22 protein-coding genes are annotated in these 22,648 nt (G+C 53.0%); 8 read left to right on the top strand and 14 right to left on the bottom strand.

The window, feature by feature from the left end; all coding sequences use genetic code 11:
* Positions 1-205 precede the first annotated feature (205 nt).
* Both RUDLU_RS0122475 and gatC read left to right on the top strand, forming a co-directional pair.
* The gene (locus RUDLU_RS0122475; protein ID WP_044130747.1) at positions 206-955 is read left to right on the top strand and encodes a lysophospholipid acyltransferase family protein; all 750 of its coding nucleotides are present in this window, start codon (positions 206-208) and stop codon (positions 953-955) included.
* Entirely contained in the window at positions 942-1,229 is a 288-nt protein-coding gene (gene gatC, locus RUDLU_RS0122470; RefSeq protein ID WP_019990689.1) for an Asp-tRNA(Asn)/Glu-tRNA(Gln) amidotransferase subunit GatC, read from the top strand. Before RUDLU_RS0122475 ends, gatC begins: the two co-directional genes overlap by 14 nt.
* Before the next feature lie 88 nt (positions 1,230-1,317).
* On the opposite strand, the gene RUDLU_RS0122465 is transcribed toward gatC, so the two are convergent.
* The 3 genes from RUDLU_RS0122465 to ruvX all read right to left on the bottom strand — a co-directional run bounded on the left by RUDLU_RS0122465 (position 1,318) and on the right by ruvX (position 3,151).
* Complete coding sequence (locus RUDLU_RS0122465; protein WP_019990688.1) at positions 1,318-2,091, bottom strand: amidohydrolase; 774 nt, start codon at positions 2,089-2,091, stop codon at positions 1,318-1,320.
* Positions 2,088-2,660 carry a peptide deformylase gene (def, locus tag RUDLU_RS0122460; protein ID WP_019990687.1) on the bottom strand — a complete coding sequence of 191 codons (573 nt, stop codon included), beginning with the start codon at positions 2,658-2,660 and terminating at the stop codon, positions 2,088-2,090. Before def ends, RUDLU_RS0122465 begins: the two co-directional genes overlap by 4 nt.
* A gap of 71 nt (positions 2,661-2,731) precedes the next feature.
* On the bottom strand, positions 2,732-3,151 hold the full coding sequence (gene ruvX, locus RUDLU_RS0122455) for a Holliday junction resolvase RuvX (protein WP_019990686.1): 420 nt from the start codon (positions 3,149-3,151) through the stop codon (positions 2,732-2,734).
* Between the two features lie 164 nt (positions 3,152-3,315).
* Between ruvX and RUDLU_RS0122450 the strand changes: the two genes are divergently transcribed.
* Together RUDLU_RS0122450 and RUDLU_RS0122445 are read left to right on the top strand one after the other, a co-directional pair.
* Positions 3,316-3,816: an NUDIX domain-containing protein gene (locus RUDLU_RS0122450; protein WP_019990685.1), complete on the top strand. Its 501-nt coding sequence runs from the start codon at positions 3,316-3,318 to the stop codon at positions 3,814-3,816.
* Between the two features lie 3 nt (positions 3,817-3,819).
* The gene (locus tag RUDLU_RS0122445; protein WP_019990684.1) at positions 3,820-4,881 is read left to right on the top strand and encodes a ferredoxin--NADP reductase; all 1,062 of its coding nucleotides are present in this window, start codon (positions 3,820-3,822) and stop codon (positions 4,879-4,881) included.
* Here RUDLU_RS0122445 and RUDLU_RS0122440 read toward each other — a convergent pair.
* Positions 4,845-8,048: a ligand-binding sensor domain-containing protein gene (locus tag RUDLU_RS0122440; RefSeq protein ID WP_019990683.1), complete on the bottom strand. Its 3,204-nt coding sequence runs from the start codon at positions 8,046-8,048 to the stop codon at positions 4,845-4,847. The two genes, RUDLU_RS0122445 and RUDLU_RS0122440, sit on opposite strands and share 37 nt — an antisense overlap.
* A 311-nt stretch (positions 8,049-8,359) precedes the next feature.
* Between RUDLU_RS0122440 and RUDLU_RS0122435 the strand changes: the two genes are divergently transcribed.
* Complete coding sequence (locus RUDLU_RS0122435) at positions 8,360-10,453, top strand: prolyl oligopeptidase family serine peptidase (protein WP_019990682.1); 2,094 nt, start codon at positions 8,360-8,362, stop codon at positions 10,451-10,453.
* 108 nt (positions 10,454-10,561) lie between these two features.
* Here the strand turns inward: RUDLU_RS0122435 and RUDLU_RS0122430 are convergent, their stop codons facing one another.
* The 8 genes from RUDLU_RS0122430 to msrA form a co-directional block, all read right to left on the bottom strand.
* Positions 10,562-12,247 carry an ATP-binding protein gene (locus tag RUDLU_RS0122430; protein WP_027303306.1) on the bottom strand — a complete coding sequence of 562 codons (1,686 nt, stop codon included), beginning with the start codon at positions 12,245-12,247 and terminating at the stop codon, positions 10,562-10,564.
* Complete coding sequence (locus tag RUDLU_RS0122425) at positions 12,231-13,259, bottom strand: anti-sigma regulatory factor (RefSeq protein ID WP_019990680.1); 1,029 nt, start codon at positions 13,257-13,259, stop codon at positions 12,231-12,233. Before RUDLU_RS0122425 ends, RUDLU_RS0122430 begins: the two co-directional genes overlap by 17 nt.
* The gene (locus RUDLU_RS0122420; protein ID WP_019990679.1) at positions 13,252-13,665 is read right to left on the bottom strand and encodes an anti-sigma regulatory factor; all 414 of its coding nucleotides are present in this window, start codon (positions 13,663-13,665) and stop codon (positions 13,252-13,254) included. The genes RUDLU_RS0122425 and RUDLU_RS0122420 overlap by 8 nt, the downstream gene beginning before the upstream one ends.
* Entirely contained in the window at positions 13,646-14,044 is a 399-nt protein-coding gene (locus tag RUDLU_RS0122415) for an STAS domain-containing protein (RefSeq protein WP_027303305.1), read from the bottom strand. The genes RUDLU_RS0122420 and RUDLU_RS0122415 overlap by 20 nt, the downstream gene beginning before the upstream one ends.
* Before the next feature lie 11 nt (positions 14,045-14,055).
* On the bottom strand, positions 14,056-14,922 hold the full coding sequence (locus RUDLU_RS0122410; RefSeq protein WP_019990677.1) for an STAS domain-containing protein: 867 nt from the start codon (positions 14,920-14,922) through the stop codon (positions 14,056-14,058).
* A 304-nt stretch (positions 14,923-15,226) separates the two neighbouring features.
* A complete protein-coding gene (locus tag RUDLU_RS0122405; protein ID WP_019990676.1) occupies positions 15,227-15,739 on the bottom strand; it encodes a hypothetical protein in 513 nt (170 codons plus the stop codon).
* 404 nt (positions 15,740-16,143) lie between these two features.
* Positions 16,144-16,407, bottom strand: a complete 264-nt coding sequence (locus RUDLU_RS0122400) for a hypothetical protein (RefSeq protein WP_019990675.1) — start codon at positions 16,405-16,407, stop codon at positions 16,144-16,146.
* A 392-nt stretch (positions 16,408-16,799) separates the two neighbouring features.
* Positions 16,800-17,381 carry a peptide-methionine (S)-S-oxide reductase MsrA gene (gene msrA / locus RUDLU_RS0122395; RefSeq protein ID WP_027303304.1) on the bottom strand — a complete coding sequence of 194 codons (582 nt, stop codon included), beginning with the start codon at positions 17,379-17,381 and terminating at the stop codon, positions 16,800-16,802.
* A gap of 204 nt (positions 17,382-17,585) precedes the next feature.
* On the opposite strand from msrA, the gene RUDLU_RS0122390 reads away from it, so the two are divergent.
* Positions 17,586-18,467, top strand: a complete 882-nt coding sequence (locus tag RUDLU_RS0122390; protein WP_019990673.1) for a PPK2 family polyphosphate kinase — start codon at positions 17,586-17,588, stop codon at positions 18,465-18,467.
* A 43-nt stretch (positions 18,468-18,510) separates the two neighbouring features.
* Positions 18,511-19,392 (top strand): PPK2 family polyphosphate kinase, encoded by an 882-nt coding sequence (locus tag RUDLU_RS0122385; protein ID WP_019990672.1) that lies wholly within the window; start codon positions 18,511-18,513, stop codon positions 19,390-19,392.
* Positions 19,393-19,457: 65 nt separating this feature from the next.
* On the opposite strand, the gene RUDLU_RS0122380 is transcribed toward RUDLU_RS0122385, so the two are convergent.
* Positions 19,458-20,186, bottom strand: coding sequence for an MlaE family ABC transporter permease (locus RUDLU_RS0122380; RefSeq protein ID WP_019990671.1), 729 nt, complete (start codon positions 20,184-20,186; stop codon positions 19,458-19,460).
* A 290-nt stretch (positions 20,187-20,476) separates the two neighbouring features.
* Positions 20,477-21,151 carry an SDR family oxidoreductase gene (locus RUDLU_RS0122375; RefSeq protein ID WP_019990670.1) on the bottom strand — a complete coding sequence of 225 codons (675 nt, stop codon included), beginning with the start codon at positions 21,149-21,151 and terminating at the stop codon, positions 20,477-20,479.
* A 73-nt stretch (positions 21,152-21,224) separates the two neighbouring features.
* Between RUDLU_RS0122375 and RUDLU_RS0122370 the strand changes: the two genes are divergently transcribed.
* Positions 21,225-22,139, top strand: a complete 915-nt coding sequence (locus RUDLU_RS0122370) for an ROK family protein (RefSeq protein WP_019990669.1) — start codon at positions 21,225-21,227, stop codon at positions 22,137-22,139.
* Positions 22,140-22,648: the final 509 nt, after the last annotated feature.

Here is a 22,648-nt window from a genome sequence, read left to right as displayed (position 1 = left end):
CTCTCAGTACTGGACATTAGATGTTGGACACTGGACGTTAGACCTCTCTACAGAATGGTAACAGGTCTAACGTCTGGTGTCTGAAGTCCGAATGTCCAGCACTGAAAAATTGGCTAACGGCTAACCGATTGACGACAAGCCTGTAAGCGGGAACTTGACCGTTCTTAAACACCTTGCAGGTTTGTCGTTTGTCTTTCTCAACCCTATGCGACTGCTTTACACGATCTGGTGCGCCCTGCTGTTTGCTATCCTGTTCACGCTGTTTTTCCCGTTTATTTTTCTGTGTATTCAATGGGATAGCGGCCGACGGTACGCGCAGGAGGCCGTGCGGGTTATGGGCAAATGCTTTTTCTTCCTGATTGGCATGCCGATTCGGGTCGATTGGCGGTTTCGGCCCGACGCAAAGCAGGCGTACGTGTACTGCGCCAACCATTTTTCGTACTTCGACATTGCCGTGACGGGCGTGGTGGTGCCGGGTTTTTACGCGTTTATTGGCAAAAAAGGCGTTAAGAAAATTCCGCTGTTCGGGTACATGTTTGCCCGGTTACACATCATGGTCGACCGGGAAGCCGCCCGCAGTCGCGCCTATTCGCTGGCCAAATCGATTCGGGTACTCAAAGAAGGGCGGAGCATCATTATTTTTCCAGAGGGGGGTATCCTGACCAAAGAACCGCCCAAAATGGCCTATCCGTTTAAAGATGGCGCGTTTATCATGGCCATTCAGCAACAGGTACCGATTGTGCCCATGACGCTGGTGAACAACCACTACATCTTGCCCGACGAGTCGCCCATTCGGATGCGATGGGCCCCGGTCAAGGTTGTTTTTCACGAACCCATACCCACCGCCGGCCTTACGCCCGACGACCTCGAACGTCTGAAGGAACAGACGTTCCGTATTATTGATAACGAACTACACAGCCAGTGGGCTAAAACGATACCTTATGAAAGTCGATAAAGAGACCTTACAAAAAATTGCCCACCTTGCTCGTTTGGAGGTTCGGCCGGAGGAAGAAGCCGAACTGCTCAACAGCCTCAATGGCGTACTGACCTGGATGGAGCAACTGAACGAAGTCGACACCACGGGTGTAGAGCCGCTGATGCATATTTCACCCGACCTTAATGTACTGCGTAACGATGCGGTGGCCAATCATCTCCCCCGCGAGCAGGCCCTCGTCAATGCCCCTCAGCATGACGAGACCTTTTTCCAGGTGCCGAAGGTGATGGAATAATGGGTAGTAAATAATGGATAATGCGTAAGGGATAATGTGGTTTGGTTGAGCACAAGCCCATACCTCATTATCCATTACTCACTGTACATTATCTATTATTTATTACAAACTCATCTGCGTCGAGGTGGGCGGGGAATTTGGCCCGAAACTCGTTTAGCTCGTCGAGCGAGAGGGTTTGCTGATGCGCGGCAGGGGCTTCGTACTGTCTGAACAGCACCTCGCCTTTTGGGCTGATGATGGCCGAGCCACCGGCATAATGGTGCCCGTTGACATCGTCGCCAACCCGGTTGACACCCACCACATAACTCAAGTTTTCGATGGCGCGGGCTTGCAGGAGGGTGTCCCAGGGTTGTTGCCGTACCGCGGGCCAATTGGCTACGTACAACAGCAGGTCATACGCTTGTGGCGTGTTGCGGCTCCAGACCGGAAACCGCAGGTCGTAGCAAATAAGCGGGCAGATACGCCAGCCGCGCCACGTCCGAATCAGGCGCGACTCCCCCGCCTTGTACAGTTTGTCTTCTCCCGCCATCCTGAACAAGTGCCGCTTGTCGTAGGTAGCAAACTGCCCGTCGGGCTCCATCCAAAGCAACCGATTCACGTACTGCCCGTTGTCGCGCACTACATAGCTGCCCGTGACGGCGGCATTGGTTTGCGCGGCCATTTGCTGCATCCAGCGGTGGGTAGTCAGACGCGGAGCCTCGGCCACAGCAGGGGCCTCCATCGTGAATCCCGTTGTAAACATCTCGGGCAGCACAATGAGGTCGGTGGGCTGAGGCAGTGCAAAAATAGTCTCCTCCAGCGCGGCCCGATTCGCCACCGGGTCGTGCCAGTGCAGGGAGGTTTGGAGGAGGGTTACGTTCATCGTGGAAAGCGCATCCGGTAATCGACATCCACCTTTCCTTTGGTGATGTCGGCCAGTTTTTTCTTCAGCAACTGCCGTTTCAGGGGCGACAGGTAATCCGTAAAGAGTTTACCTTCGAGGTGGTCGTACTCGTGCTGGATAATGCGGGCCGCCATACCGTCGTACTCCTCTTCGTGTTCGTTCCAGTCGGTATCGAAGTACCGAATCACGACCACTTCGGGCCGGTACACCTCCGCCCGGATTCCCGGAATACTCAGACAGCCCTCTTCAAAACCCCATTCTTCACCGGTTTCATCGACAATTTCGGGGTTGATAAAGGTTTTCTTGAACCCTTCGAGGCTGGGGTCTTTATCGGCTTCTTCTTCGTCTTCATTGATGCCCGTTCCATCAACCACAAACATCCGAACGCCCTGCCCGATCTGGGGGGCTGCCAAACCAATACCCGACGACGCGTACATGGTTTCAAACATGTCGTCGCTCAATTTTTTTACATCGAGGGTGCCCGGTTCAATGTCTTTAGCCCGTTTACGAAGAACCGGGTCTCCGTAGGCTACAATAGGAAGGATCATAATTGAGAGTGATGAGCTATAAGTGATGAGCGATGAGCGACAACAATAGTTCATCACTCATCACTTATAGCTCATCGCTGATGTTGTTCCATAAATGATTGCAAAATGATTGCCGCGCTTACTTTATCGATGTTACCCGATTTTTCGCGTCGGTCTTTCTTTGTCGACCCGCTCGCAATCATGGCTTGCAAGGCCATTTTGCTCGTAAATCGCTCGTCGTGTAGATGAACGGGGGTTTCGGGAAAAGCGTTCTGCAAGGCCCGCACAAACGACTTTACCCGGGGTGTATTGTCGGTATCGGTTCCATCGAGCCGCTTCGGCATACCCACCACAAAGGCCTCAATCGGCTCGGTCTGCGCGTACTTTTTCAGGTAAGCCACCACCGTATGCGACGGAATGGTTTCCAGCGCCGATGCAATGAGTTGCAGGGGGTCGGTCACGGCAATTCCCGTGCGTTTGGCTCCAAAATCAATGGCAACGAGTCGTGGCATAGCGACACAAAGATACGGCGGTTTACGTGGTATGGCACCTACTTGTGACAAATGGCGCCTATTTTCACCCGTTCGGTTGCTACTTCTCCCCATAAATCTCCCTACTTTGCGGCCCAACTTCACCGGTTCGGTTGTTACGAAGAAAGCCCCAAACTCAACCTCTCATGCCCAAGATGAACTTTTGCCCGCAGTGCGCCAGCCCATTGGTGGAAGGAGAAGCAAGCGGCCGGTCGCGACTGATTTGCTCGAAACCCTGCGGTTATATTTTTTACAATAATCCGCTGCCGGTAGTTGGCGCTATAGTCGAGTACGATAACGACACCGTGGTACTTACCCAGAACATTGGCTGGCCCGCCCACTGGTTCGGTATTGTGACCGGGTTTCTTGAACAGGGCGAAGAGCCCGCTCAGGCCATTCTGCGCGAAATCGAAGAGGAGCTGGGGTTAACCCAAGCCGAAATCGTCGAGTTTCTGGGAATATACACGTTCTACCAGCGCAACGAGATTATTTTCACTTACCACGTACGGGCCACGGGCACTATCCGAATGGACGAAACGGAGTTGCAGGCCGTGAAACTCGTTCCGGTTTCGGAGCTGAAACCGTGGCCGTTTGGTACTGGCCCGGCCGTAAAAGAGTGGCTCGCCAAACGGGGGATCAACGCCTGACCTATGACCGACCTGCAACGTACCTTCCGCGTGACCCGCTGGGTTCAGGAAACCGCCGACACCCGCAGCTACTGGCTCGAACCAACCGACCAACAGCCGGTGCCGTTCCGGCCGGGGCAATTTCTGACTCTGCTTGTACCCTTTCATGGGCACGAAGCCCGGCGCTCGTACTCAATCAGCTCCCTGCCTGCCGAGGGCCTGCGAATCACCATCAAGCGAGTGGCAAACGGTGATATTTCGCGCTACCTGCTCGACACCCTGACCGAGGGTGACCTAGTCAGCAGCCTCCCGCCCGCAGGTCGGTTTGTACTCGATACGCAACCGGCTGGCCCCGCCCGTGATATTCTGCTGTTTGGGGCCGGGAGCGGCATTACGCCCTTACTACCCCTCATTCGGCAGGCCCTCACCGACGAGCCGCAAAGCCGCGTAACCCTGTTGTACAGCAATCCGCGCGCATCGGGCATCATTTTTCGGGACGAACTGAACCAGCTACATCAGGCCTACCCCGATCAGTTCCGGCTGCTTTACGTACTCAGCCGGTCTGAGCCCGACGAGGCCCTGCCCAAGGGTACCGTCCTCCCCGGCCGGATGAGCAATACCCGGCTCGAAACAATGCTCCCTACCCTGCTGCACCACGACCGTGCGCACGCCCGGGTGTTTATCTGCGGCCCGGCCGATTACATGCGGATGGTTCAGTTTACTCTGCTGGTGTCGGGCATGCAGGCCGGGCAGCTCCGGCGTGAAAACTTCGTAGTTGAGCCCCTACCCAAAACACCGGCCCCGGTACGCGCGCAGGATCGAACGGTGCGGCTCCGACTGCCCGATCGGGAGGTCGATATTGAGGTGCCAGCGTACGTCTCCATTTTGCAGGCCGCGCTCGATGCGGGCATTCGACTACCCTACAGCTGCCGGGGTGGGCGGTGCTCGTCGTGCGCGGCCCGTTGCACGGCGGGGCGGGTGCAGATGACCATCAACGATGTGCTGACCGAGCGCGACCTCGCCGAAGGCTGGGTGCTCACCTGTACGGGTTACCCCGACACCGACGGGGTGGTGATTGAGGTCTGAGGTTCGGCTGTGTTTTCGGTACCGCGAATCGGTACGTCGATAATGGCTTTGGTACCTTTTCCGGGCTGGGTTTGCCAGTTGATTTTACCATGTAGCATCGCCACCCGCGACTCAATGTTACCGATACCCAGTCCGCGGACACTCCGGTCGTAATCGAATCCCTTGCCGTCGTCGCTATACTCAAGCTGCAAGCTACCCTCCTGTGCTCTCACCACCAGGCCAATGTGTTCGGCACCCGCGTGTTTGAGCGAGTTGTTGAGCAATTCCTGCGTAATTCGGTACAGCATCAGGCTCGTATCTTTCGACAGTCGGGCGGGAGCCTGCACCACGTTGAGGTTCATTTTGACGGTTTCGGTGGCATTGACCCGGTCAAACAATTCCTCCACGGCCGCCACATAGCCATGGCGCTCCAGCGTTTGAGGATCGAGTTTCCGAAGCAGGTTGCGCACGTCGGTGATGGTGTCATTGATCAGACCAAACATGTTTGCCTTAATCGTGCGAATAGCGTTCGATTCGGGGGTATGCTGCACCAGTTGGCTCGTGTACAGCTTGAGCGTTGCCAGCCGGGTCCCGATCTCGTCGTGCAAATCGCGGGCGATGCTTTTCTTGGTTTGTTCCTGCACATCGTACGCCAATCGCACCCGTTCGGCTTCTTTTTGCCGAATCAGTGCTTCGCGATGCCGCACGTACCAGAGAATCAGGCCACTTAGCGAGCCCAGCGCCAGCAGGATAAAAGGCCAGGTGCTCCAGAACGGCGGCCGGATTCGGATGTGCAGCTGCCGCACATGATGGCTCCAATGGTTGTCTTTATTGGCCGCTTTGACCTGAAAGGTGTAATCGCCGGGCGGCAGATTGGCGTACCGAACGTAGTTATTTTCACCCACCTGCACCCACCGATCCTCGTAGCCTGTCATCTGGTACTGGTAGGTGTTGTATCCGGTGCTCGTGTTATCGAGCGCGCTGAATTCGAGCGAAATGGTATTTTGCTCATGGCTCAGGTCTATCTCATTTACCTCACCCACATACCGGTTGCCGGGCGCAAAGGGCTCTTCGTTGACCTTCAGGTTGTAGATGTGCACCCTCGGGTTAAAACGACTACTGTGGTATGCTTCGGGACGACAGTAGTTGAACCCATTCACGCCACCAAAATACAGCCGACCGTCCGACGACCGCATCAGGGCATTTCCGTTAAACTCATAGCCCTGTAGGCCATCGGTCAGTTTGAAATTCGTGAATACCGCCTTTTCGGGATTCAGCCTTGAGATACCCCGGTTGGTACTCACCCACACATTTCCGAGCGTATCGCACAGGGCCCCGTACACAAATGAGTTAGCCAATCCCTGCCGCTCGCCATACAACTGAATTTTTCCGGTTTTCTGGTCAAAGCACGCCAGCCCCCGGTTGGTCGAGATCCAGACAACCGGCCGGTTAGGGTCTTCCTGCATGTGCAGCACCGTGGCCCCTTCGAGCCCGAGCCGGATTTGACGCCAGGGCCCCGGCTTGCCAACCGGCGGCAGCTGATACACCGCAAATCCGTGCAGGTACGTACCAATCCAGAGCTGCCGTCGTGCTGCATCGAACCAGAAGCTAAACAGGTTTTTGTGGAGCAAGGTGGGCTCGCGCACCCAGGTTTTGTCCGGCAGATGCAGGGTGTACAGGCCATCTTCGGTAGCGGCCGCCAACGTACTGCTGTCGATAGACACCAGATTTCGGACGTAGTTGGCGGCCACGAGGCTGTTGAACCGCGACGGAAACGGGGCCAGCTCAACCGATTTACGGACCGGGTCAAAGCACATAGCTCCGCCAATGGAGCCAATCCAGATTTTGCCGCGCCAATCGCGGTAAATCGACTTAATGAAGTTGTGCATGGGCAACGCACTACGCTCGCTGTCGGTCAGGTACCGCTCAACAATCTGTTTCGTAACCGGGTCGAATACGTTGATCCCCTTTTCGGTAGCTACCCAGATCCGCCGGGGCGACTCTTCCAGAAACGCCCGAATCGAGTAGTTGCTCAACTGATGGGGCGGGTCAATGGCCGGGTCGCCCGAGTGTTTACTTTTGAGCATCCCCTCAAACAGAAACGAGTTGGGTACCACCCGCGCCAGTCCGTCGGGGTCGACGTTGGCCCACACAATGCCCTGATCGTCTACGTACACTTTGCTAATCTCGTAGGTCCGAAGCCGTTGGTTACTGCTAGTGAAATGCGTAATGGCCCCGAAGCGCTCGGTCCGTTTATCGAAATACAACAAGCCGTTGGCCTGGGTACCCATCCAGAGCAGGTTTGTCTGGTCTTCGGCCAAACTGTAGACCGGGCTGATCGGCCGCTTAGGCCCAAGCTGATAGGTCTTGTACACACAGGTGCGGTAGTCGAACCGAATCAGGTTGGTAGCCGTTCCGAGCCAGGCCACCCCATTTTTGTCAATGTAAAACGAAAAAATGGCCAACGGGGTACCGGCTTCATTGTCGGGGCCATCGCTAAAGTACGTGTGCACCCGCCGTTCTTTCAGGTTGTACCGAATCACACCTTTAGCCGCATGTAGCCACACATCGCCCGCTGGGGTCCGAACGGTCGAACTTTGCAGGTCGTACTCCTGGGCCGGTTTAAGCGTCGGGTCAAGTACCTGTTTCTGGAGCGTCTGCCACTTGAGCGATACCAGCCCCTCGGTATCGCTGAGATACAGAAGTTCGTGTTTATCGGCAAAAAAAGGAAGTGTTCGGCTGTTTATTGGTCGTCCCGTTTGTGGGTGTTGGGCTTTCAGGCAGGTAAACCGATCGTGCAGGCGGTCGTACCGGTTCAGGCCCTCTTCGGTACCTACCCACAGGTCGCCATTGGGCGTTTCGACAATGCCCATGATGTTGATTCCGTGAATAGAGCTGGGCGTTGGCCGGTTGAGAGCGGGTCGGGTGCGTCGGTTACTGCCCGCCACAGGGTCGGGCCGAAAGGTGCGGAACGTATGGCCATCATACCGGTTCAGGCCGTCCTGGGTGCCAAACCACATAAATCCGCGGCTGTCTTTGTGCATGTAATACACAGACCCTTGGGTAAGTCCCTGCGCGACCCCGATATGATCGACCCGAAAACCCTGCCCATACGCACTCCCCATAAGGCAGAGCAACATACTGGCTACCAGCAAGGTGCGCCCAAAAGAGTAGAACAGGCTGAACATGTCGGGGTGCGTTGAACAAGCCTCAAGTTATGTTTTTAGACCGTAACCCCCAAAAAACAAGGGAACGTATTACTATGTAAGGTATTTCTGCAATGGGGTTTGTGGTTTGTAGTTTGTAGTTTGTAGTTTATTGTTTTGGGTTCTTGGCTGTGATCCCAACCCGGCATCCACTCTTTCACTCTTTCGCTCTTTCGCTCTTTGCCGTTCGCGGCCCGCGCTCTTTGCCATTCGTCTATTTTCACGAACTTTGGCAAAACGTCCAACCCTCATCGACAATGGCGAGTATTATTCAATCAACTACCTTATTCTGCATGATGGCCGGAACTACAGCCGCTCTTGCTCAGCCCCTCGCGTACCCAACCACCCGCCAAACGGACCAAACGGATACCTACCACGGTACGGTGGTAAAAGACCCCTACCGTTGGCTCGAAGACGACCGCTCGGCCGAAACCGGCGAGTGGGTGAAGGCCCAAAACAAAGTGACCTTCGGCTACCTTGAGCAGATTCCCTACCGGGCTCAGTTGCAAAGCCGACTCGAGAAAATTTACAATTACCCTAAGTACTCGGCCCCCTCGCGCAAAGGCGATTGGTTTTATTTCTCGAAAAACGACGGCCTGCAAAATCAATCGGTGCTGTACCGCCAGAAAGGGTTGAACGGTACGCCCGAAGTGGTGCTCGACCCCAACAAACTCTCGGCCGATGGTACCACCCGGCTGTCGGCATTTAGCCTCTCCAAAGATGGTAACTATGCCGTAGTTGGCACCTCGAAAGGTGGCTCCGACTGGAACGAGTATCAGATTATGGACCTCCGCACCAAGCAGTACCTCCCCGACAAAATTGAATGGGTGAAGGTATCCGGCGTAGCCTGGCAGGGCAACGGCTTTTTCTACAGCCGGTACCCAAAGCCCGATGGCAGTGCATTGGCGGCTAAAAACGAAAATCATCAGGTTTTCTACCACGCCCTCAACACGCCCCAGTCGGCCGACCGGCTTGTGTATGAAGATCCCAAAAACCCACAGCGGTTCCACACGGTGGAAACCTCCGAAGACGAGCGCTTTGCGGTGATGTCGGTGAGCGACCGGGGTAAAGGCAAAGATGGCAACGCCCTGTATTATATGGATGCTAAGGCCGGACACAAAACCTTTGTGCCTGCCATTACCGAAATTACCGATGCACGCTACAACTTCATTGATAACGATGGCGATGCGTTTCTGATCGAAACCAATGCCGATGCCCCCAACGGCAAGCTGATTCGGTTTGAACCCAAAACCAAAACGACAACCGTACTGCTGGCCGAAAAACCGGAGCCGCTCTCAAGCATAGGCGTAGCCGGAGGCAAACTGTTTGCCAATTACTCCAAAGACGTCACCTCACGGGTCTACGTGTACGACCGCAAAGGCAAGCTCGAAAATGAGATTCAGTTGCCCGGTGTGGGTACGGTAAGCGGTTTCGGCGGTGAAAACGACGATAAATTTGTGTTCTTCACCTTTACGTCGTTTACGTTTCCGCCGACTATTTACCGCTATGACCTGGCGACTAAAGCCAGTACGGTATTCCGGCAGCCCGAGGTTGATTTTACGCCAACTGACTACGAAACCAAGCAGGTTTTCTACACCAGCAAAGACGGCACCCGCGTGCCTATGTTTATCACGTACAAAAAAGGCATCAAACTCGATGGTACCAACCCGACCCTGTTGTACGGGTACGGTGGTTTTAACATCAGCCTGCCCCCTTCGTTCAGCCCGCTCCGCATCGGTTTTCTCGAACAGGGGGGCGTATATGCGCAGGCCAACTTACGCGGGGGTGGTGAGTACGGCGAGAAATGGCATGAGCAGGGCATGAAGCTGAAAAAACAGAACGTGTTCGATGATTTCATTGCCGCTGCTGAGTACCTCATCGGGCAGAAATACACCTCCCCCGAGAAGCTCGCTATCAACGGTGGCTCAAACGGCGGTTTACTGGTAGGGGCCGTAATGAATCAGCGCCCTGAGCTGTTCAAGGTAGCCATTCCGCAGGTGGGTGTGATGGATATGCTCCGGTTCCACAAGTTTACGATTGGCTGGAACTGGATTGCCGATTACGGCAGCAGCGACAACGCCCAGGAGTTCAAGACCTTGTACAGCTACTCGCCCCTGCACAATATTAAGCCGGGCGTAAACTACCCCGCCACCATGGTCACCACCGCCGACCACGACGACCGGGTGGTACCAGCGCACTCGTTTAAGTATGCAGCTGCACTGCAAGCCGCTTACAAAGGTCCTAACCCGATGCTCATCCGCATTGACACGAACTCCGGGCACGGTGCCAGCAACACCAAAAAAGCGATTGAGTCTACCGCCGACACCTACGCATTTATTCTCTGGAACATGGGCGTAAAAAGCCTCCGCGAGATTGCGCAGAAATAACGAGTCCGATAGTAGACACCAAAAACGCCTGTACTTTCAGGCGAAAAGCCAGTCAGCCCTTGGGGCCGACTGGCTTTTTTATTCTTTCCGGCTACCTTTCAGCAGGCTTTACTCCATAGGCAGGTACACGCTAAAGGTGCTCCCTATACCTGCCTGACTCGATGTCAGAATGAGTCCTTCGTGGTTTTCGGCCACCTTCCGGGCTATGGCCAACCCTACCCCCGACCCACTGTAGTGATTTTTTGGGTTCAGGCGCTGAAACATCTGAAAAATCTGATCACTATACTGAGCATCGAACCCGATTCCATTGTCGATCACGTCGATCCGGCAGAAGCGACGGTCGGCCCGATTGACGAGCTGCGCCGGTAACTCGTCGGGGTTTACTTGGTGGGTTTCGACCCGAACGACCGGCTGCACAGGTGGTTCGGTGGCATCGAGTCGGCGGAATTTCAGGGCATTACTCAACAGGTTCTGAAACAGTTGCCGAAGCTGCGTAGGGTCGCCGGGAACCACGGGCAACTCACCCACCAGCACCTGCGCACTGCTTTCTTCGACCAACAGAGCCAGGTCATCGAGCACCTCGGCCGTCAGTTCCGACAACGGTACCGCCCGGAACGGTGCCCGTTGGGTAGTCAGTCGGGAGTACGTCAGCAGCTCCTTAATCAGCAGCGACATACGGCGCGATGCCCCGAGCATCCGCTCCAGAAAATCACGGCCGGTGGGGTTTAGATCAGACGAAAACTGATCGTTCAACATAGTTCCGAACGACACAATTTTGCGCAGAGGTTCCTGTAAATCGTGGCTGGCTACGTAGGCAAACTGTTGGAGATATTCGTTGCTCCGGTTCAGCTCCCGAACGGTTTTTTCCAGTTCTATCTGCGATTTTTCGAGGCTTGCCTTAGCCTGCGCCAGTTCTTCATTTTCGCGCAGGGTTTGTCCCACTATTTTCTGGGCATGAATATTCACCACAAAGCCCGTCCAGGCCGCTACACTACCGAAATCGCCGGGAATGGGCTTGGCCGTGAACAAGTGCCATTGGTAACCACCCGTAACGGCCTCCCGAATCCGGCATTCGTATTGAAACGAGAGCCGCTCGGCGGTTTGTAGGTTCCACTGTTTCCAGAAGTCGACGTAGTCATCGGGATGAATCACCTTCGCCCATTTGGTTTGGTTGAGCGTTTGCAGCGAGTACCCCGTCAGCTCTTTCAGCCAGGCGTTGGCGTACAGTAACTGCCCCAGCTGGTTGGCCGTAAAAATGACCAGCGGCAGCGAGTCGGTGACCCGTTTGTAATGTTGCTCGCTATCCTGAAGCCGGTCGGCGAGGTTCTGCAACTGCTCATTCTTTTTCTTGATCTCGTCGTATGCCGACAGAGGCCGGTCGGTATAAAACTGAGCCCGCCATCGGTCAAAATGCTCGGGCATAATTGTCCGCGTTGCGGGCAAGAGGCAGTACAGACAAATGAGGCTTCCGGTGCCGGAGCTGGTAATTTCCAGTTTTTCGACAAGCCGCCGGGCGTTGAGCATTCCCTGACTGAGCGGGTTGGGCACCTCCAGCTGACTATCTTCAATGCGGGCTACCAGATACTGCCCTTTACGGGAAACAGTCGCGCACAAGGTTATCTGGGGGGTTGACCCTGCTTCGAGAGCATAGCGCCCCACCTCCGACACCGCTGTGGCAAACGACGTTTGGGCCGCCAGCGACAGCCCCGCCAGTTCGGCCAGTTTCATGGTTCGTTTATGGGCCAGAATCAGGTCCATCTCATTATCGAGCGCCACTTTAGCTAATTCCTCCATAGTCTCGCTGAATTCGTCCCACAAATAAAGAAGTATCATCCGTCTGCCGCGCATAATCTTTGTATAAGGCGGCCGCCAGAATGGTTAAGTCGTATCGATGGATAAGCGGATAGCGGGTGTGATCCCAACGGGTATGGAGTCCATCGGAGCACATGACAAGCAACTGCCCCCGTTCAAAAGGGAGCACATGGTTATTGAGTATCGTTGGCACGTTCATGCCAATGATGCCATTGTATGGTAAGAAGTTTTTAGCGGTCATGGGGCCGCTTAGCCGGGTTACAATGTTACCCACCCCGCACCAGTTCCATTGGTTAGTCTGGCAGTCGTACACAACCACCGACCCTACCAGCCCCCGGGTTTTGTTGACCGACTGGTGCATATGCCGAATAATGGCGGCCGGCTGATGGTCGGGACAAAGCCGAAACGCCTGAATAGCCGCCTGAACGGCTTTGTTAGCCTCGGGGCCGTGGCCCAGGCCGTCGCCCAGCAATAGTTTGATATGCCCCGGCGTCTGCTTCACATAGCAGCCATCCCCACACACTTCCTCGCCCGGTTTGGGTACCAGCAGCGACCGAAACTCAAACCCCGAGGGCGTGTTGACCGGTGGTTTCTGGAAAATCCGAACCAGCAGAATCGTCCCCCAGCCTTTTATCGAATACAGTTGTGCCAGATCCGACAATCGCTTAATTGCCCCGAGCCCATGGCCCAGGGTTCCGGCGGTCGAAACGCCATCCTGAAACATACGGTTCGGATCGGCAATGCCCGGCCCTTTGTCGATACTCAGGAGTTCGAGTCCCGCCTGACCGGGCGTTCGGAAATGGCGGATGAGCATTTCACCTCCACCGGCATGTTTGATTAGATTAGAAGCCATTTCGGCCACCACCAGATCAACTTCGGCCAGGCGCTGTGCCGAAAAGCCTACCCCGGCGGCAATCTGACTAATCCGTTTTTTTACCGAAGCTACATAACTCCGATCCGCTACCGGTAAACGCTCGTGTGGGGAGTTATCCATTCTTCCACTTCACAATTGACACAACCGTCCCCTGCCCCACGGTGCTCTGGATCGAAAATTCATTCATTAAACGTTTGGTACCCGGCAGGCCGAGCCCGAGGCTACGCCCGGTTGAGTAACCATCCTGCATGGCCAGGTTAATATCAGGAATACCCGGCCCCCGGTCGGAGAATGTGAGCCGGACCCCCACCTCGCGGCCCTTGCTTACGACCTCGATCAGTACGTCGCCCCCATTGCCGTAGCGGAGCATATTACGCACCAGCTCGCTGGCGGCCGTAATCAGTTTGGTCTGGTTTACCAGCCCCATACCGATCTTGACGGCCACCTCTTTGACCCGGTTTCGCAGCGGCACCACGTCCTGCTCACGCATGATTGCCATCGTATCTTTACTCAGCGTCGTCAGCATCGTCGCCAGCTAGTTCGTCATCCTGGCCAAACTTATCATTCAGTAGGGCCATTCCCCGCTCCACATTGAGAGCGGTATGAACCCCTTTCAGAGAAAGACCCAGTTCGATCAGGGTGATGGCTACAGCGGGTTGCATCCCGACAACCACGGTCTCGGCATCGAGTACGCGGGTCATACTGGCGATATTGCCGAGAATACGGCCCATAAACGAATCGACAATCGAAACCGACGAAATATCGATCAGCACCCCACGGGCACCCGTCTTATGCACCATCTCGACCAGATCGGCTTCGAGGCTCAGGGCCAGCCGGTCATATAAATCAACCTGAATGGTGACGAGTAAAAACGCCCCCATCCGCAGGATTGGAATTCTGTCCATACCGGCTTATCTCAAAAGGCTTTTTTATCCGTCTCCAATCGTTTTACGGTCAATCGTTGCAACCCAAAGGCGTACCGGAGAGCACTGGCAAGCGAGGCTTTGGTTACGATGTTGGTCAGGTCGATACCCAGGTGCACAATGGTTTGGGCAATTTCGGGCCGGATACCACTGATGATGCAGTCGGCTCCCATCAGGCGGGTAGCACTCACGGTTTTGATCAGGTGCTGAGCCACGAGCGAATCAACAGCGGGAACTCCCGAAATGTCCAGAATGGCGATGCTACTGCCGGTATCGACAATTTTCTGAAGCAGACTTTCCATCACCACCTGCGTACGGGCGCTATCAAGCGTGCCAATAATGGGCAGTGCCAGTATGCCATCCCAAAGCTGAATGACCGGCGTTGAAATATCGCTGATCTCATCGGTTTGGCGCAAAATCACTTCCTCACGGCTTTTAATGAAGGTCTCGAACGTGATGATGGCAAAGCTATCGAGCAACCGACTTATCTTCCGGCTTTCCCGCAAAACGGCCGCAGCATCGTCCGCTGCCAGGTCGGCCAGCAAATCAAGAATGGTTTCTTTGAGGCTGAAAATAAACAGGCCCGTTTCGCGGGGCGAGAATCCCTGCCGGGCCCTTGACGAGGTAATATCTGCCAGAATCTCAAATACTTCGTCAAAGTCCGATGAATCGGGCTGACTGATATTTTCCTCGTTAATCGTTTTAGTCAATGCATTGACCAATTCTTCCGACTGCGCCCGCAGTTCATCGTTGGTCATTAAATCATCGCGGAGAGTTTCACTGGCTAACTGCTTCTGAAACCAGCCATCCAGCAATCGTGCTTTGTTGGCTTTAAGGAGTTGGGCTATTTTATGAATCATTTCCTGGTAGTTGTAGGAGGATTGCCAAAAGTAGTGATTTTTGACAGCTGCGCACCGAAATGTTACCTAATCTGATTTTATTGCTCGCTTTGACCCCTATTTTCATAACCGACTGGTTACTATTTACCGGCATGCACTCAAAACAATGACGACTTTGTGCGTAAAATTACTTACTAGTATAGCTCGTCAAATTACTAAGTGCAACTCATGCCCGGATTAGTATTTAGTTATACAAGTATTTAAATACAAAAGCCCTACTTGTTTGTAAGTAGGGCTTTTGTATTCCTGAAAGAGTCAGTCTATATTAGAATTTGAGCGACAGACCTACTTGAAGTGGAGCCACTCCAAACCCTGCTTCGGCAAATCCACCCAGGTTTGGTTTGAAGAAGTAACGAGCACCTACATGGCCTCCCAAATCAACTCCACCGTATGAACCACGGAGACCAACAAAACTTTCATTCCATGACCAACCACTGTAAATCAGTCCTAAGCCTGCATATACATCGAGCTTGTCTTCCGAAATCTTCAGAATTTCATTGAAGTGATAAGAACCCCGACCTCCAATGCTGTAGTAAGCACCGTAGCCACTGTAGCCTCTGTACGCGCCAATGGCACCCACCGTAATATTATCGGCAACGCCTACCTCAAAGGAAGCCCCCAGGCCTATACCACCGGCATAACCAATACCACCCCATCCTCCTAAACCTATACCAGCATTGAGAAACTTTGATCCTTTACCCACTTCAAGTTGAGCAAAAGCGGTATTACCAAGAAGGAGAGCTGCGACAAAGAAAAAAGCGAGTGAGATCTTTTTCATGTGAGAAATCAATTTACGTGTTTAACTGTGGCAAAGTAATGTGTATTTCGGCTGGTAGACCAAGAAAAAATTACACCACTTATCTATCGGTAAATACTTTACAGACTTTACAGGTAAAAAGTCAGAATGTGAGAATTCTACAGATAGAAACAACCTAACTGAAGCGTTTTCCTATCTGAACCCATACCGTAGAAGCGAGTCATTTATCCGATTTCCGGCCGTTTAGTGTACAATAGTACAACGACCCCAGCGTATTCCACCAGCAACTTAGGCTGGATTGCTTCGAAAGGGGTATCAAACGCCTATTTTATTGGGTGAACCGTATATGAACACCTGCCCTGACATAGTGCCAGGTCAACTCCCAGTTTTGCATTACTTTACTTTGAAAACAGTCTTTGTTGCTCTTATGCCGACCGCCTGATCCGGCACACCTTGTTCTGGTCAATATCGGCGGGGCGGGGATAATACGAAATCCGTTTGGCCTTGGGGTCGTCGGCCAGTTTAATAACAAACACATTCGGATACTTTCGCACCACTTTGTAGATCAAGTGCGGCAACAGGGCAAAGTAAAAATAATCGCCCGTTGCAAGCGTAGAAAGGTAAACCCGTTTTGGGCCAGACTCTGTTTTTGTTACAGTACTGACATTCTGGACAGTAGAGCTCTGCATACATTATACGTTAAGAAAAGTGGATATATTCAATATGCCTCTCTGGGTGTTGAGACTCAACTTACAAAACTCCAGAGAGTCCAGCACCAGCGATGCTGGACTCTTCCACTACCTAACCCATAATATTTATGTAAGACATGGACCCCGAGATTGTCGCCTGAGACATATTCTTATCGTACTGATCCAGCGCCCTATTCTGTCACCTACGTAAGTAGTCTTAGAATAGATTTCCCATTGGATAGATTTTCTTAGAGAATTTTAAGTAGCACACAATAATCTACTAAAACTACTTATATTATATACTATAAAACATACATAATTTATGGATATGCCAGTCCCTCAAAACGCAAAAAGCCCCATAATGGGGCTTCTGCTAAGTAATTGGGGAGTAATCAATGAGCCGTTTCGGTGGGCTTCAATTTATCTTTGAATACCTTTCTGAACTTGTCGAGCTTGGGGGCGATTACAAACGCGCAATAGCCTTGCTCAGGGTTCTGGGCAAAATAATTCTGGTGGTACTCTTCGGCCACATAAAACGTCGTGGCCGGACTAATTTCGGTAACAATCTTTTTGTCGTAAGCCCCCGACTTATCCAACTCGGCCTTAATGGTTTCGGCCAGTTGCTTCTGCTCGTCGTTGTGATAAAAAATCACCGACCGGTACTGCGTACCTACATCGGCCCCCTGCCGGTTCAGGCTGGTGGGGTCGTGGCTCCGGAAAAACGCCTGTAGCAGTTCGGCATAGGTAATTTTGGTGGGGTCGTAGGTTACCTCCACACACTCGGCATGGCCGGTTGTCCCGGTGCATACTTCCTTATACGTTGGGTTAGGTTTAGCGCCCCCTTCGTACCCCGATACAGCCGATTTCACCCCGTCGAGGGTTTCAAACATGGCCTCGGTGCACCAGAAGCAGCCCGTTCCGAACGTAGCTTTGGCTAGGCCTGCGGGCGCAGCCGTTGATTCATTTCCTGTCATAGTTCCTGTTTGTTGGGATTTCGTTGCGGCACCAACCGGTCGATGGGCCAGTTGTGTTTGGCCAAAAACGGCCGGGGTGATCCATAAGGCGATCAGTGCAGTGAGGGCTTGTTGCCAGAAATTGCTCGTAACCATACTGGTTCGAATCCGGTTTGTTTGCATAAGAGTAACGTATCTTGCTTCTGATAAGTTTACAAGCCCTACATGAGCCCTTTCGACATTGAATCGCTCCGTTTCGACGGAAAAAAGACCTTCCGCATGGAGGATGCCACCACCAAAATTGACGATTTATATACGGACGATGTGGACTACGAGATTCAACTCCGCCACCAGGCCGCCGAAATCGCCGACCTCCAGACCGACCTGTATGCCGATAATCGATACGGGTTGCTGGCTATTTTTCAGGCGATGGATGCCGCCGGCAAGGATGGCACCATTCAGCACGTGTTTACCGGGACTAACCCGCTGGGTTTACGCATCACCTCCTTCAAGCGACCCACCGATGGGGAACTGGAGCACGACTGGCTCTGGCGCAGCTGGCGCGAGCTCCCCGAGCGGGGCACCATTGGCGTTTTTAACCGGTCGTATTATGAGGAGGTACTGGTGGTGCGCGTACACCCCGAAATTCTGACCCAGTCGCAACGGCTACCTGCCGAACGCACCGACGATCTCGACAAAGTCTGGAAACATCGGTTTGAGGCCATCCGTGACTTCGAAAAACACCTCTACCGCAATGGCTTCCCGGTGATCAAGTTTTTCCTGCACATTTCGAAGGAAGAACAGGCTGACCGGCTGATAAAACGCATCGAAAACCCAGAAAAACACTGGAAATTTGATGAGGGTGACGTGAAAGAACGGGGCTTCTGGAACGAATACATGGCCGCGTTTGAAGAGGCTATCAACGAGACGGCCACCGCCAACGCCCCTTGGTATGTAATCCCTGCCGACGACAAAAAAAATATGCGCCTGATGGTAAGCCGGATTGTACTAAACGAGCTGAAGAAGCTACCCATTCATAAACCTGAAGTAAACGAAGAGCGGTCTGCAGCCCTCAAAAAGCTCATCAAGGTGATTAAGGAACAGTAAAATAACCCCGGCTCCGAAAGCCGGGCACTCAATTCTCAACGTCATGAAAAAATTCAGTAGTAAACCGTTTCGGATCGATGGCCGGACGCCGTACTCGGCCAAACATACCCCAACCCGGATCGAGCCGCTCTATCGGGACGAAGACGACCGCGCTCGTCAGCTCGATGCGCTCAGCGACCGGATGGATCAGGCACAGAATCAGATGCACGCTCACGAAAAATACGGCTTTGTAGTGCTATTTCAGGCCATGGACGCGGGCGGCAAGGATAGCAGCATCCGGCATGTTTTCAAAGGTGTGAACCCATCACGGTTTCAGGTGGCGGCCTTCAAAAAACCCGGGAAGGAAGACTTGGCCCACGATTTTATGTGGCGATTCTGGAAAAAACTACCCGAGCGGGGTTACATCGGCATTTTCAACCGAACGTATTACGAAGAGGTTCTTGCCCTGAAAGTGCACCCCGACCGGCTCGCCGATAATAGCATACCCGAGGAGTTTTTGGCGAACTCCGGTAAACTCTGGAAAGAACGCTATGCCGACATTACCCATTTCGAAGATTACCTCCACCGCAATGGGTTTCGGGTGGTGAAGTTTTACCTGCACGTGTCGAAAGAAGAACAGGGTCAGCGGCTGATTAACCGGCTCAAAGACACCGAAAAGCAGTGGAAACTAAGCGAAAACGACCTCGAAGAACGGCAGGAATGGGATGCTTATATGCAGGCTTACGAGGATGCCATCAATGCAACAGCTACCCGAAACTGCCCGTGGTACGTGATCCCAAGCGACGACATGAACAATCAGCAACTCATCATTGCGCAGATCATGGCCGAACTTCTCGAATCACTCCCCGTCCACTTTCCCGAACGCAACGAGAAAGAGGCCCAGAAGTTAATCAAGCAAATTGAGAAACAGGACAAACGGACGTAAGGCTCCTTTGGCTTCCGCGTGCTGGCAGGTACCCAATCGGGAGACCCGCCAGCTGCACGGGCCGATTACAGCAGCAGTTGCGCCAGCAGAAAATCAGCGGCCAGAATAGCAATACAGCTGTTGGTCACGGCCGAGGTCGAGGCTGTACCCACTTCGAGCGCCCCGCCATGTACGTTATACCCCTGAAAGGCCGAAATAGTCGTGATCAGAAACGCAAACACCACCGATTTGATCAGGGCGAAAATGAGGCTAAACGATTTAAAGTCGGACCGGAGCCCTTCGATATAATCGTTGGGCGTAATGATGTTGGCAAACGTTCCGGCAATATAACCGCCCAGAATCGACAGGAAAGCCGCCATGGTTACCAGCAGCGGAAACATGAGCATTCCCGCAATAATTTTGGGTAACACCAGATACGACCCTGAGTTGATCCCGATTACTTCGAGCGCATCAATCTGCTCCGTGATCCGCATGGTACCGAGTTGGCCGGCTATGCTCGACCCAACCTTACCGGCCAGTACAATGCTCGTAATGGTAGGTGCCAGTTCGAGAATGGTACTGTCGCGCACAATAACCGAGATAATCGACAGGGGTACCAGCGGGCTTACGAGGTTATAGGCCGTCTGCACACAGGTTACGGCCCCGATGAACGTCGACACAATCGACACGATAAATACCGAATTGATCCCGATCGACATACATTCGTCCATAATCAATCGGTAGTACACGCTTAACTTTTCACGATTGGTAAAGAGGGCACCCAGAAAAATAAAATAACGGCCAATTGCTGCCATGTTTTGGGGAAAGTGTTGTGAGGAGGTTGTATTCGCGGGGCTTGGCTATACCCGGTTCTGATCAAGAGCCAAAACAGTTAACGTATTTACAATCAAATAATTACCACCGTTGTTTTAACCAGAAATTCAGTACTGGATATTCGGGCTTCAGACACTAGACGTTAGACCTACTACCATTCTGTAGTGAAATCTAACGTCCAACATCTAATGTTCAGCACTGAGAACCAGAGGCAAAAAACGTCATACCGTAGACTACCTAACGCCCACAAAGATAGAATGGTTTACGGCTTCTACAGGTCGCCCAATTGCGGCCGAATCAGGATTTCTTCGACCACCGCACTCTTCGATAGTTTGTACGCTCCCCAAACACTATCGGCCACGTCCTGTGGTTTCATAAACCGGTCTTCGGGCAAGTCGGTGCCTTCCCAGCTGGCCGTGAGGGTGGCACCGGGCAATACGGCAGTTACTTTTACCCCGTGCGGCTTTAGCTCCTCGCGCAGCACCCGGCTCATTCCCAACAGGGCAAATTTCGAGATGCAATACGACCCGCCATTGGTGTACGCCGTGATACTGGCCGTAGAGCACATCATAAATATATGTCCCGACCGGGCGGCCATCATGTCGCCTACCAGCCCCCGCGTGAGGTGGTAAGCACTCGCAACGTTGGTATTCATGAGCGTTTCAAACGTCCCCTCGGCTTCGGTATGGATCATGCCCGGCAGAAAAATGCCCGTATTGTTCACCAGCACCTCTACCGGGCGCCCCAGCGACTGTACATAGCCTACCAGCGCATCGACCCCGGCACGGGTTGCTAAATCGGCCGCGAATGGCAGCCGGTTGGGGCCGGTTACGCCGTCGACATTCCGCGAACAGACGACCACGTCGAAGCCCTGTTCGACAAACAAATCGACGATGGCGCGACCAATTCCTTTGGTCCCGCCCGTGACAACAAGTAATGGATTCATGGGGTAAACTTACAGCCTCTCCTGCCTTTTCCCTATCTTGCAACCTCCATTTAATCAATCGTCTTTTTTTAGAATGGCTTCAGAGCAGTATTTAGGTATCGACGTGGGCGGCACCAACGTCAAAATGGGCATTGTTGACGCCCAGTCGGGCACCATTTCTAATTTCTACAGCCACGACACCAACTCCTGGCGCGAATCGGGTCATTTCATGGATCGCTTCGGCGATGCCATTGCCCTGCAGCTCCACGACAACAAGCACATCACCCGGGTTGGTATCGGGTTGCCCGGAATGATCAACCGCGAACGTACCATTCCGCTCGAAATTACAGCCATTCCGCTGCTCAATGGGGTTCCGATGGTGGAGATCCTGAGCAAGCGTTTTCCGGGCGTTCAGTTTTTCCTTGAAAACGATGCCAATGCCGCTGCACTCGGTGAGTTTTACTTTGTAGACGACATGAACGATGAGAACTACATCTTTATCACGCTCGGTACGGGCGTGGGTGGTGCAGCCATCATTGATAAAAAAGTATTCAAAGGCGGAGATGGCAACGCGATGGAACCGGGTCACCTGCCCTCGCGCAACGGCCGGGTGCTCGAACGGAATATTGGCAAGAAAGAACTACTCGATCTGGCCAACGAACGCCGGTCCCAATTTAATCGCCCAACCCGTTTACCTGCCGACGGGAGCATTTCCACGACGGGTTTGGTAGCTGCTGCGGCCGAAAACGACGAGTTGGCCATGCAAATTCTGGATGAAGTAGGCGAAATGCTCGGAGAGGGGTTGGTTTCGCTGATTCGGATTCTGGATATTCGCAAGATCCTGATCGGGGGTGGTTTATCGGCTTCGTTCGACTACATCATGCCCGGTGTGACCCGTCAGCTCGAATACTGGCTTACCCCCTATTACAAAGATGGGCTTGAAGTGAAGCGGGCTACGCTCGGCAATGATGCGGGCCTGCTCGGCGCAGCATCTCTTTGCTTTGATTAACGCAATCTGATAAAGCAAACCTGCTGAATACAAAACGCCAGCAGTCAGACACGGCTACTCCGCCAGGCATATCTGACCGCTGGCGTTTTCATTTGCGCACAACCAATATCTACTACTCCTACAGGCAATAAGTTCGCTATTAATACATTAGCCATTCTTTTATGGCTTTCATAGGCAAATGCCACTTATAAATTTACACATCAAGTATGATATTGCATTATTTACTTCTACTTAAGTATTTTATTTTCAGTGTATTAACATCAATTTGCAGAAATGTCATATCACCAAATCAACAAAACCACATACTTAATACATCATATGCGTGCCGTATGATTGAACGGCAAGAAAAATTAGACAAGTAGGGAACAAAACGGGAGCAAGATGAATTAGGGGCCCCGAATCAGCCGATTCGTAATTATCCCTTTTTTCATTTTTCATTTTTTCTCGTTTATGACCAAAACTTTACGACGTACTACTCAGCTCATATGCTGGCTGGTACTATTGCTATC

Origin of the sequence: Rudanella lutea DSM 19387 (assembly GCF_000383955.1) — a bacterium.
Taxonomy (GTDB): Bacteria; Bacteroidota; Bacteroidia; order Cytophagales; family Spirosomataceae; genus Rudanella; species Rudanella lutea.
Note: the sequence above shows the minus strand (reverse complement) of the source record. Positions and strands in the feature narration are given on the sequence as shown.

Bases quoted from the DNA above. Each gene is read 5' to 3' on its own strand.
- RUDLU_RS0122475 (WP_044130747.1), top strand. From the start codon at position 206: ATGCGACTGCTTTACACGATCTGGTGCGCCCTGCTGTTTGCTATCCTG.
- gatC (WP_019990689.1), top strand. From the start codon at position 942: ATGAAAGTCGATAAAGAGACCTTACAAAAAATTGCCCACCTTGCTCGT.
- RUDLU_RS0122465 (WP_019990688.1), bottom strand. From the start codon at position 2,091: ATGAACGTAACCCTCCTCCAAACCTCCCTGCACTGGCACGACCCGGTG.
- def (WP_019990687.1), bottom strand. From the start codon at position 2,660: ATGATCCTTCCTATTGTAGCCTACGGAGACCCGGTTCTTCGTAAACGG.
- ruvX (WP_019990686.1), bottom strand. From the start codon at position 3,151: ATGCCACGACTCGTTGCCATTGATTTTGGAGCCAAACGCACGGGAATT.
- RUDLU_RS0122450 (WP_019990685.1), top strand. From the start codon at position 3,316: ATGCCCAAGATGAACTTTTGCCCGCAGTGCGCCAGCCCATTGGTGGAA.
- RUDLU_RS0122445 (WP_019990684.1), top strand. From the start codon at position 3,820: ATGACCGACCTGCAACGTACCTTCCGCGTGACCCGCTGGGTTCAGGAA.
- RUDLU_RS0122440 (WP_019990683.1), bottom strand. From the start codon at position 8,048: ATGTTCAGCCTGTTCTACTCTTTTGGGCGCACCTTGCTGGTAGCCAGT.
- RUDLU_RS0122435 (WP_019990682.1), top strand. From the start codon at position 8,360: ATGATGGCCGGAACTACAGCCGCTCTTGCTCAGCCCCTCGCGTACCCA.
- RUDLU_RS0122430 (WP_027303306.1), bottom strand. From the start codon at position 12,247: ATGGAGGAATTAGCTAAAGTGGCGCTCGATAATGAGATGGACCTGATT.
- RUDLU_RS0122425 (WP_019990680.1), bottom strand. From the start codon at position 13,259: ATGGATAACTCCCCACACGAGCGTTTACCGGTAGCGGATCGGAGTTAT.
- RUDLU_RS0122420 (WP_019990679.1), bottom strand. From the start codon at position 13,665: ATGCTGACGACGCTGAGTAAAGATACGATGGCAATCATGCGTGAGCAG.
- RUDLU_RS0122415 (WP_027303305.1), bottom strand. From the start codon at position 14,044: ATGGACAGAATTCCAATCCTGCGGATGGGGGCGTTTTTACTCGTCACC.
- RUDLU_RS0122410 (WP_019990677.1), bottom strand. From the start codon at position 14,922: ATGATTCATAAAATAGCCCAACTCCTTAAAGCCAACAAAGCACGATTG.
- RUDLU_RS0122405 (WP_019990676.1), bottom strand. From the start codon at position 15,739: ATGAAAAAGATCTCACTCGCTTTTTTCTTTGTCGCAGCTCTCCTTCTT.
- RUDLU_RS0122400 (WP_019990675.1), bottom strand. From the start codon at position 16,407: ATGCAGAGCTCTACTGTCCAGAATGTCAGTACTGTAACAAAAACAGAG.
- msrA (WP_027303304.1), bottom strand. From the start codon at position 17,381: ATGACAGGAAATGAATCAACGGCTGCGCCCGCAGGCCTAGCCAAAGCT.
- RUDLU_RS0122390 (WP_019990673.1), top strand. From the start codon at position 17,586: ATGAGCCCTTTCGACATTGAATCGCTCCGTTTCGACGGAAAAAAGACC.
- RUDLU_RS0122385 (WP_019990672.1), top strand. From the start codon at position 18,511: ATGAAAAAATTCAGTAGTAAACCGTTTCGGATCGATGGCCGGACGCCG.
- RUDLU_RS0122380 (WP_019990671.1), bottom strand. From the start codon at position 20,186: ATGGCAGCAATTGGCCGTTATTTTATTTTTCTGGGTGCCCTCTTTACC.
- RUDLU_RS0122375 (WP_019990670.1), bottom strand. From the start codon at position 21,151: ATGAATCCATTACTTGTTGTCACGGGCGGGACCAAAGGAATTGGTCGC.
- RUDLU_RS0122370 (WP_019990669.1), top strand. From the start codon at position 21,225: ATGGCTTCAGAGCAGTATTTAGGTATCGACGTGGGCGGCACCAACGTC.